Here is an 8,256-nt window from a genome sequence, read left to right as displayed (position 1 = left end):
GATTGACGCCTACATGACCCACCGCAATACCCAGCCCACCCCCTTTGTGTGGACCAAATCCGCGCAGGAAATCTTAGCGAAAGTGAATCGGGCCAAGAGCGCTCTGGATAAGACAAGAACAGCATGAATCACTACACTAGGTTATTCTGAAAGGACCATTATGAAACCAGGCTATCGCCTCGTCATCGTCGATAAAGCAGGCGTGCTGGTGTCTGAGTTTCAGTTGACGGAGAGCGCCTTGGCGCAGCCGGAGGCCTTTGTCGCCGCGTTGAGACAGGCCGTTGAGGATGTGGAAGAGGAAGAAGCCTGAGGTGGCCGCTGACGGAATGTGCAGAGCTGCCTTTCTTCTGATGTGTGAGAGGGCAACATGATGGTTCGATGGCTGCTCGTCATGATTACGACAGCCCTGTTTTATGGGACGGCCTCGGCGGAGTGGGTGCAGGTAGGCGGGACTCACAAGTACGACGACTACGTGGATATGGCGACAATCGGCCAGACAGACCAGACCGTGACGCTCTGGACATTGAGAGACTTCACTGTGACCAGGCAGGTTGCGCGCGGTTCGTATCGTTCGGTGAAAACGAAGAAGCAGTATGATTGCCGCAATAATCGAAGCCGCCTCTTATTCTCCAAGTATTACGCGGAGCAGATGGGCAAGGGGCGCCTAGTGTATCAGGGCAAAGGGACGAAGCGATGGGCCAAGGTCGCGCCGGGCAGCGATGGCGATGCGGAATGGAGGGTTGCTTGTCGGAAAGTATGAGACGCCGTTGTGAGAGTTTCCGGCAGCCGGCCGTTAATTACCGGCTGCCGAGCGAATGCGGGATTACTCAGTCGGTTCGGCGCCGCCTTCCCAGAGCTTGATTGTGCGATCCCAGGAGGCGCTGGCGAGCCGTTTGCCGTCCGGAGAAAACGTAATCTGGCGGACGCCGGCGGTATGACCCTTTACGGTTTTGAAGTGTCGGCCGGCGGCGATGTCCCAGAACTTGATGGTGTTGTCGTCCCCGGCGCTGGCGAGCACTTTCCCGTCCGGCGAGACGGCCAGGGATCTGACCCAGGCCGTGTGCCCGGTCAGGACCTTCTTCTCAATCAGCTTCGGCATTTCGAAAAACTTGATGGTTTTGTCGCGGCTGCCGGTGATGAGGGTCTTGCCGTCCGGCGTGAAGGTCATGGCGCCGATCCAGTAGTCCATCGGCTTTTGGAAGCCGCCGTCGTCTTCGATGAAGTAGCCGCGGGTCTCAGTGGAGTCGTCGGCATCGCGCTGCCAGTGCCCGTCGTGTAAGACTTTCTCTTCGCCGCTCGGGAGCACTTCCCACAACTTAATTTTTCCGATGTCGGTGCCGCTCGCCAGATGGATGCCGTCCGGGCAGAAGGCGACGCACACGGACCAGTGATGGTCGTATTGATCTTTCCCCAGGAGCGTCATCAGTTCGGTGCCGGTCGTGACTTCCCAGATCTTGATGTCTTTATTGTGGCTCCCGCGCGCGAGCATGAGGCCGTCCGGCGAGAGGGAGAGGCTGCACACATTGTGATCGTACCGGGTGAACAGCAGCTTGGTCGGTTCGCCGGTTTTCGGATTCCACAGGCGGATGGTGCGGTCTTCGCTCGCGGTGGCGAGGGTGAGGCCGTCCGGGGTAAAGACGATGGCGCGGATGTCATTCGTATGGCCGCGGAGCGAGCGCAGGAGCCGGCCGGTTTCAATGTCCCACATGCGGACCAGGCGCTCGGCGCCTCCGCTGGCCAGAGTCAGTCCATCCGGCGAGAAGGCGACCGTCCAGACACCGTGCGAGTGCCCCCGAAACGTCTTGATCTCCCGGCAATCGGTTTTCCAATACTCAAGAAAGTCGATAGGCGGCTGCGGGGCGGCCGCTTCCGGGGTGGCGCTGGGAAGAGGGGGCGTCATCGTGTGTTCAGGCATTGGGTACTCCACTCACCGGGAGGGCTCGGGTCCTCCCTTGATTGCAAATCGGCTTTTGGGGCCAGTATACTTCTCTCGTCAACGCTGGGAGATCGTAAGAGATGCTCGGCGTTCAAGTCAAGGTGGCGCGGGGCGCCGCATCCCCCCGCGCAGGCGATTCCGGTGGTGTCAACGCACTGAGTGCCCGTCACATCCATTCTTTCGAGGCTTCCAATGGAAATCAGATTTCAGCCCGCATTGCTGCAAGAGGTCATCGACTCTTTCGTGGAGAAGACGGAGCGTGAAGGCGATCCGACCTACTACAAGGAGTTCCATGAGCATGCCGATCCGATCTACGAGAAGTTCATGCTTGAGGATCGGGAAGGGGAGTTTAAGAAGCTGTACCAGTATTTGTTCGGTACGTGGGGATTCTCGGACATTATTCGGGATTCGTTCAACGAATATCCGCTCTTAAAGGATAAGGTCGGGATTGTGCTGGTGAAGGGCGTCTTGAAAGAAGATCAGGAAGGCGTCGACATTCTCCGCAAGTGGGGATCGGTCGAGCAGGATTTGGCCAAGGATTTTGAGGCCAAGGGAATGAAAGGTGTGGGTATTAAGCTGATCCCGCGACGGTTTTACGATCCTGCTCTGACCCGCTATTGCCGCCATGAGCTGATGCACATCTCGGACATGCTCGACCCGGTTTTCGGCTATGACCCTGATACGAAGGTCGGACAGAATTCCGGAGAAGAAACGCTGATCCTGCAGCGCTACCGCGTGCTATGGAGTGTGAGCGTCGATAGCCGGTTGAGTGCGGCGGGCCGGGAGCCGATGCTGAGCAAAGAGGATCGGTTCAAGGAGTTCCGCTCGTGGTACCGGAAGATCCCGCCGCCCCAATTGAAATCAGTGTTTGAAGGGCTTTGGCAGATCTCGTATTTCACCCATTCCGAGTTGATCGAAATGTCGACCGATACCTTGCGCGTGATGGATCGCGCGGTCGATGTGGAAGGGGGCGAGGTTCCCGAGACGGAAAATAAGGTGATGCTGATGCCGGGCTTCCCCTGCCCGCTCTGTCGCTTCCCGACCTATTCGTGGGTGGAAGATATGGGCACCAAGTTGGAACCGTATGTCTTGGACTTCATTCGGGAGAACCATCCTGGGTGGGATATTGAGTACGGCGGCTGCGACCGGTGCGTGGAAGTGTATAAGCTGCGGGCCGACGGCGTGATGTAGGTGTCGGCGGTGAAGACGTTTGCTATCTTCGTTCCCGCATCGTTCAAGGCCTTCACGTACCGCAGTGGGTACGTGAAGGCTGTTTACTCGCTGCGGCCTCGTTGAACAGACGTTTTGACCAACTGCTGGATCAACGAATACCATGGCATCTAACCCTTCATATGGCCGGCGGGACTTCCTAAAAGATTCCGTGATGTCTGTCGCCAAGGCGGCGCAGGAGTTTTCTAGGCACGTTGATGCTGCGCCTGAAGCGCCGGCTCCGGTCTTGCGGACGGATTGGCTTCGGCCGCCGGGGGCTGTGGAAGAAGTCTTGTTTTTGGAGCGCTGCACGAAATGCGGCGATTGTATCAAGGCCTGCGATCCTGGGGCGATTGTCTGCCATGGCGGGGATGGGACCCCGGTGATTTTTGCCGACCAGTCGCCCTGTCTCTTGTGTGACGATCTTCCCTGCATTGCCGCCTGTGCGACTGACGCGTTGCGGCCGGTCGATCGGATGCCTGATATTCGACTGGGTGTGGCGGTGGTATCTCAGCGGCTGTGCACGGCCGGGCAGGGGTGTCATGCCTGCGTTTCGAAGTGTCCTGTGGATGCCTTATCAATGGATTTTTCGGCCATGCGGCTTGAGGTATCCGCAGAGAGTTGCGTGGGTTGTGGTATGTGCGAACATATCTGTAATACCGTCAATGATCATGTGGCGATCCGTGTGACGCCTGTGCGGCAACTCGCCGGGTTCTGAGCGTGGATGGAAGCGGAAAATCACTGTACTGAAGCGGGGAATTGAAATGTCTAGTCAAAATAAATAAAAAAATAAACCGGCTGAAATCCATGGTTTGAGGTCCGAGTTCTTGCTTGACATCCATTTGACCTTTACCTATCATACGCAGGCCCGTGATAGGTCGAAGTAGTGCTGGTTCAGAAGTTGTGTGAGTTGTGAGGCCTGGGTTGAGTCCCACATCCAGGAGACAATTGTCATGACGAGTAAACAATCGGTGCAGACTGCAACATCTACCGCTGCTACCGTTATCCCTACCATCCCGACGATCAAAGACTCTCCCGCCGTTGAGCGAGCGCTCAATCGCAGCAAGCTCTATCTCCTTGTTTCCTGGAGCCTTTTGTATCCGGAAGACGAGGAGTTTCTTGATTACTTGCAGTGCGGGGAGTTTGTGGAAGACGGTCGCGCGGCATTAGATGCCCTCCAGGCGGCCTTGGATGCCAATCAGGGCGGAGATCGCGCGAAGCTGAAGCTGGCTGCGTTGAAAAAGCAGTTGGATAATGTCGAAAAGCTGGTGGCGTCAGAATGCGTGAACTGGCAGTTGAGCGATCTGCAGTCGGAGCATCGGCGTGTGTTCAGCAATGTGATCACGCTGGATTGTCCGCCGTACGAAACCCTCTTCGGCAACGATCACGTGTTTGCGCAGTCCCATACCATGGGCGACATCGCCGGCTTCTATAAGGCGTTTGGCGTCGAGTTGTCGAAGGATATTCATGAGCGGCTCGACCACCTCAGCGTCGAGTTCGAGTTCATGCACTTCTTGGCCTACAAAGAATCGTATTCCCGCTGCCATGACGGTGCCGACAAGACGCAGATCGTTGTGGATGCGCAGAAAAAGTTTGTTAAAAATCACATCGGGCGATGGGTTCCTCTGTTTTGCCGGATGTTGACGAAAAAGTCCGATTCCGGTCTGTTCAAGATCGTCGCGGATATGACCTCTGATTGGATTGAGTTCGAAACCGCGTTCCTCGGAGTCACCCCGCAGCCTTACACAGAAACAGATTATCGTCCGGCGACCTTTAATTCGCCTGAAGGTCAGACGTACGAGTGCGGAGCGCAGGACCAGGGGAATGAGTTGAGCGTGTTGTTGAATGAAGTCGGCGCGCAGTCCTTCCTGGATGTGAAGGACAAGGATAAGGACAAGGAGGAGGGCGGACCAGTCGGAACCGCGTAGGTTTCGAGCAATTATTTCTCGTTTTCTGGACGGTAGTTATACGGTAGTTTTTTTGGGCGATGTTATTTAATCATTAATTTGAGAGGAGGGATTAGCTGTATGAGAGTTGTGCAGACGACCAACAAGAAATTGGTGTTTAGCATTCTGCTCTCTGCCCTCGTCGTCGGCGTCATGCTGACGATCGGGCAAGTGCCCTTGGCCGTAAGCCAGCCGGTCACGATTCCGGCGAAGGCAGTCAAGGGACCGATTCCCATGGATGGCGCCAACCCCGTGTGGGAAAGCGTTCCTGGTGTAATCGTTCCGTTGAGCGGTCAGCTGATCACCACCCCGATGCACCCGAACATCTCGGTGAAGTCGATGTTCGTGAAGGCGATGAGCAACGGTAAGGAGCTCGGCCTGCGCGTGGAGTGGAGCGATCAGACGAAGAATGACACAGCGATTGGTCCGCAGGACTTCCGCGACCAGGCTGCGATCATGTTCCCGGTGACCACGTCCGGTGCGCCACCTTTCCAGTGTATGGGTCAATCCGGCGGAACCACCAACATCTGGCGGTGGAACGCGGAATGGCAGAAAGACCTTGGTAAGGACAGCGCGGGCATGTGGGACGTGGACGATCAGTACCCAGGCATTTTCTGGGACTACTATTTCGAAGAGCCGGCCGGTGGCGTGACCTATCCTGATCGGATCGGTCGGAGCCTTGGGCCATTCAACTCAGGTATCTGGTCCGGTAACATCATGTCCGATCCGACGCTCCGTGTGAGCTCGGTTGAAGACCTGAATGCCAACGGATTCAGCACCCTCACCACCCAATCCCATCAGGACGTGTTCGGGAACGGTGTGTGGGAGCCGTCAGGCTCCGTCAAGGGTGGCGGTTACACTGGTCCGACCTGGCGCGTGGTCATCAAGCGCAGCCTGGAGACCAGCGATGCGAACGATACGCAGTTCAAGGCGGGAATGTCTGTGCCCATCGCGTTTGCAGTGTGGGATGGGAACAACATTGAGCGCAACGGTATGAAGGCGCTCTCCACCTGGTTCACGCTCAAGCTTCCGTGAGCGAAGCGGTCTCGCGAGAGACCACCGCTCATCGCTGAACGCGTTGAGGTGACGTGAGAAAATGGCCCCGGGTCTGCGCTATGTAAATGGCGAAGTGACCCGGGGCTTTTTCTTTTTGGCATGGTGATGGCATAGCTGGGGGAGAGGCTATGCGTTCTCTCAACGTGCGATGCAGCAGGGTTGCAAATGAAGAAGGCGGGAGTGTATAAACGATCAGTGAAATCATTCGAAACTATCTGATTTTCCGAAGATATTAGAAAGTGGTTTCCATGAAAGTATCGTTGTTGTTTCCGCCTACCTGGCATCCCTCTCAACCGTATCTCAGTCTCCCCTCTCTCACCGGATTCCTGCACCAGGGTGGCGTCAAAGACGTCTCTCAGCGGGATCTTGGAATCGAGTTGCTCGACCAACTTCTGACCCGCTCATTTGGGGCTGAGGTTCATGAACAGTTGCTCGCAAAGCAGCGGGAGCTGGAAAAGAGTACGTCTGGAGAGACTGGTCCGGGAAGCCGTGAGCACGCGGCCAAAATTGCGGAGTCGCTTGATCGGTTCCCCTATTTGATCGATCGGGTAGAGCTGGCAAAAGAGACGCTGCGTAGCGAGGCGTTTTACGATCTCGATGCCTATCGCGGCAGTCTCTTCATGATCGATAAATGGCTGGAGTTGGTGTCGTCGGTGTATTTCCCGACAAGATTGACGGTCGTCGATAATCAGTTCAGCAACTATTCGATCTATTCCTCGAAAGACCTCATGAAGGTCATTCGAGATGAAGTGCAGAATCCCTACATCAGCCTGTTCCGCGATAAATTTATTCCATCGATTGTGAACGATCGCCCGGATCTTATCGGGGTGTCGATCACGGCCACGTCGCAGATTATTCCCGGACTGACGCTGTGCCGATTGATCAAAGAAGCGGCTCCCGATCTGCATATTACGATCGGAGGCAGTATATTCACCCGCCTGGTCGATAATATCCGCCGCTGTCCGAGTTTGTTTGATATTACCGATGACATCGTCGTGTTTGAAGGAGAGACGGCGTTGCTGGAGTTGGTCAATCAGATGGCCGGGAAGAAAGATTTCAGCAAGGTGCCGAATCTGATCTATCGCCAAAACGGGAAGATTACGGTCAATCAGCCGTTCTATTCAGAGAATGTGAACCAGTTGCCTGCGCCGAACTACGACGGGTTTCCGCTGGATAAGTATCTCTCTCCTGAACCGGTGTTGCCGGTCCAATTCTCGCGCGGGTGCTACTACAAAGATTGCGCCTTCTGCGCCCTCACGCTCGATCACCAGAATTTCAGGCAGAAGGAGCCGGGCCGGACGATCGAAGAGCTGAAATGGCTCAAGGAGCGGTACGGGGCGCAGAACTTCTTTTTTACCGACGAGTGTTTTGCCCTCGCGCCCACCAAGCGGCTCTGTCAGCAGATGACCGAGCAGAAGCTGGATATCAAATGGACCTGCGAAATGCGGTTCGAAAAGAATCTTTCACGTGAACTTCTGACGTCCATGCGTGACGCCGGCTGTCTCAAGATTGTGTTCGGATTGGAGTCCTTCAATCAGCGCATCATGGATTTCATGAAGAAGGGTATCAAGCAGGAGTGGGTCCGGAGGATCGCCGACGACTGTGTGGATCTTGGGATCGCGGTGCACTGTTACATCATCGTCGGATTTCCTACGGAGAAGGAAGAAGAAGCGCTGGAAACCATGAACTTCATCGTGGAGAACAAAAAGTTGCACGAGTCGTTCGGGTTCTCCTGCCAGCCCTGCCTGTTCGACCTTGAGAAGGAAGCCCCGATCATGAGCGATCCTGGAGGATATGGGATACGCAGAATCATGCGGCCCTCTGCAGAGGATCTGAGTCTGGGGTTCTTTTATGAGGTGCAGGAGGGGATGACGCCGGACGAGTCGGAAAAGCTCTATCAGCATGTTTATGAACGGGTCAGTGAAGTGGTTTGCGAATTGCCCTTCAATTATTCGATGGCGGACGGATTGCTCTACATTGCGCATGAAAAGGCGCAGGCTGTCCAGGCGCCGCAGCCGATCAGCGCGTCCTAGCTTCCTCGGACGGTGGCTGCGACTCGGCATTGACCCTGTTTTTTTGTGACAGCTATAATCAGGTCCTTGCTGGCGG

At 55.7% G+C, this 8,256-nt stretch carries 8 protein-coding genes; 7 read left to right on the top strand and 1 reads right to left on the bottom strand.

The genetic code is table 11. The features are described 5' to 3' along the window. The first annotated feature begins 160 nt into the window (after positions 1-160). Entirely contained in the window at positions 161-310 is a 150-nt protein-coding gene (locus Q7U39_05115) for a hypothetical protein (GenBank protein MDO9117318.1), read from the top strand. Between the two features lie 57 nt (positions 311-367). Next, positions 368-760, top strand: a complete 393-nt coding sequence (locus Q7U39_05110) for a hypothetical protein (protein MDO9117317.1) — start codon at positions 368-370, stop codon at positions 758-760. Between the two features lie 63 nt (positions 761-823). On the opposite strand, the gene Q7U39_05105 is transcribed toward Q7U39_05110, so the two are convergent. After that, positions 824-1,915 (bottom strand): WD40 repeat domain-containing protein, encoded by a 1,092-nt coding sequence (locus Q7U39_05105; GenBank protein MDO9117316.1) that lies wholly within the window; start codon positions 1,913-1,915, stop codon positions 824-826. Between the two features lie 213 nt (positions 1,916-2,128). Between Q7U39_05105 and Q7U39_05100 the strand changes: the two genes are divergently transcribed. The 5 genes from Q7U39_05100 to Q7U39_05080 all read left to right on the top strand — a co-directional run bounded on the left by Q7U39_05100 (position 2,129) and on the right by Q7U39_05080 (position 8,180). Next, positions 2,129-3,127, top strand: coding sequence for a hypothetical protein (locus tag Q7U39_05100; GenBank protein MDO9117315.1), 999 nt, complete (start codon positions 2,129-2,131; stop codon positions 3,125-3,127). 193 nt (positions 3,128-3,320) lie between these two features. After that, positions 3,321-3,863, top strand: a complete 543-nt coding sequence (locus Q7U39_05095) for a 4Fe-4S dicluster domain-containing protein (GenBank protein ID MDO9117314.1) — start codon at positions 3,321-3,323, stop codon at positions 3,861-3,863. Between the two features lie 235 nt (positions 3,864-4,098). Beyond that, positions 4,099-5,073, top strand: a complete 975-nt coding sequence (locus tag Q7U39_05090) for a molecular chaperone TorD family protein (GenBank protein ID MDO9117313.1) — start codon at positions 4,099-4,101, stop codon at positions 5,071-5,073. Positions 5,074-5,172: 99 nt separating this feature from the next. Then, on the top strand, positions 5,173-6,126 hold the full coding sequence (locus Q7U39_05085) for an ethylbenzene dehydrogenase-related protein (protein MDO9117312.1): 954 nt from the start codon (positions 5,173-5,175) through the stop codon (positions 6,124-6,126). A gap of 269 nt (positions 6,127-6,395) precedes the next feature. Beyond that, positions 6,396-8,180, top strand: coding sequence for a radical SAM protein (locus tag Q7U39_05080; protein MDO9117311.1), 1,785 nt, complete (start codon positions 6,396-6,398; stop codon positions 8,178-8,180). The last annotated feature ends 76 nt before the right edge of the window (positions 8,181-8,256 follow it).

Source organism: Nitrospira sp. (assembly GCA_030653545.1).
GTDB lineage: Bacteria > Nitrospirota > Nitrospiria > Nitrospirales > Nitrospiraceae > Nitrospira_D.
Note: the sequence above shows the minus strand (reverse complement) of the source record. Positions and strands in the feature narration are given on the sequence as shown.